We start from the raw sequence: 1,324 nt of genomic DNA, 5'->3' as shown, positions 1-1,324 counted from the left end.
GATTGATGGTTTCTCTAATCTGCTCAACCGTATTCATTAATGCGGCCAAGCCTTCTAGCGCATAATATTCGCATTGCATTGGAATGATAACGCCGTCCGACGCTGATAAGGCATTAACGGTTAGCATATTTAGAGAAGGAGGACAGTCGATCAAGACGAATTCATAATCATCACGAATAGATTTTAAGGCTTGCTTCAGTCTATGTTCACGGCCAATCTCATTAAGGAGCTCGACTTCCGCTGCAGTCAGATCGCCATTGGAAGGAATAACATCGTATTTACCAACGACTGAACGCGTAATGACCTCTTGAACATCGGCCTTTTTGGTCAGTACATCATAGGCCGTATATTCAATTTCATTCTTGCTGATCCCGCTACCCATAGTTGCGTTTCCCTGCGGATCAAGATCAATAAGGAGAATTCTGCGTTTGGTCGCAGCCAGCGATGCAGCAAGATTTACAGTGGTGGTCGTTTTTCCAACCCCCCCCTTCTGGTTAGTAATCGCATAGATTTTCGCTGGCACTGTGTAACCCTCACTTATAGACGCTTTCAATAGCAATATGCTTATTACGCTGAAGTTTTCTCTATGATAATTAAATGCCTGTCCTCTTCACAAGCGGGAACACATAACTTAATTGCGTTTTTAACATGATAATCTATTGGCAGTGCATTAATCTCATCTTTTGGATGCAAACCTTTCATTGCTAAAAACTCACCCTTTTCAGTAAGTAAGTGCTTACATAGTTTTACCATATTATCTAGCGCTGTAAATGCGCGTGACATAATTTGGTCAAATTGTTTATCCTGCGCAACACTCTCTACACGTCCATGCACTATTTCGATATTGGCTAGCGAAAGTGTAATCTTACTCTGAGTCAAAAAGCGTGTCTTTTTACCATTGCTGTCGACCAGCAAAAAGCGCTTTTCTGGAAACAAGATGGCCATCGGTATACCGGGTAATCCAGGGCCGGTACCGATATCAGCGATGTCCTGACCTTTTATATAAGGAGCAATGCTAAGCGAGTCGACCAGATGTTTAATCAACATTTCTTCCGGGTCACGAATAGCCGTCAGATTGTAGGCTTTATTCCATTTGATCAATAACTCTAAATAGTCGAGTAAAAGGCCATTCTGCTCTTCATTTAGAGTAATACCTATTTTTTCTGCCGCGTCGCTTAGAATATTACTAAAGTTGGCACGTTGCGATGCATTGATCACGTCTATTCTCTTTTAAGATACGTGAAGTGCCGAAATCAGGCACTTTCATGTTTGATTGATTTAGATAAAGATTTTTTCTTCAGATATATGAGTACCAATGACACAG

At 41.3% G+C, this 1,324-nt stretch carries 2 protein-coding genes; both read right to left on the bottom strand.

Going from position 1 to position 1,324, the window contains the following annotated elements; translation table 11 throughout:
* Window positions 1-523: ParA family protein (locus A3735_RS19125; protein ID WP_068638483.1), on the bottom strand; the 523-nt coding region annotated here is incomplete at its 3' end.
* A gap of 44 nt (window positions 524-567) precedes the next feature.
* Window positions 568-1,218, bottom strand: a complete 651-nt coding sequence (gene rsmG / locus A3735_RS19120; RefSeq protein ID WP_156490478.1) for a 16S rRNA (guanine(527)-N(7))-methyltransferase RsmG — start codon at window positions 1,216-1,218, stop codon at window positions 568-570.
* Between the last annotated feature and the right edge of the window lie 106 nt (window positions 1,219-1,324).

Source organism: Oleiphilus sp. HI0061 (assembly GCF_001635675.1).
This window is presented reverse-complemented; position numbering and strand designations above follow the sequence as displayed.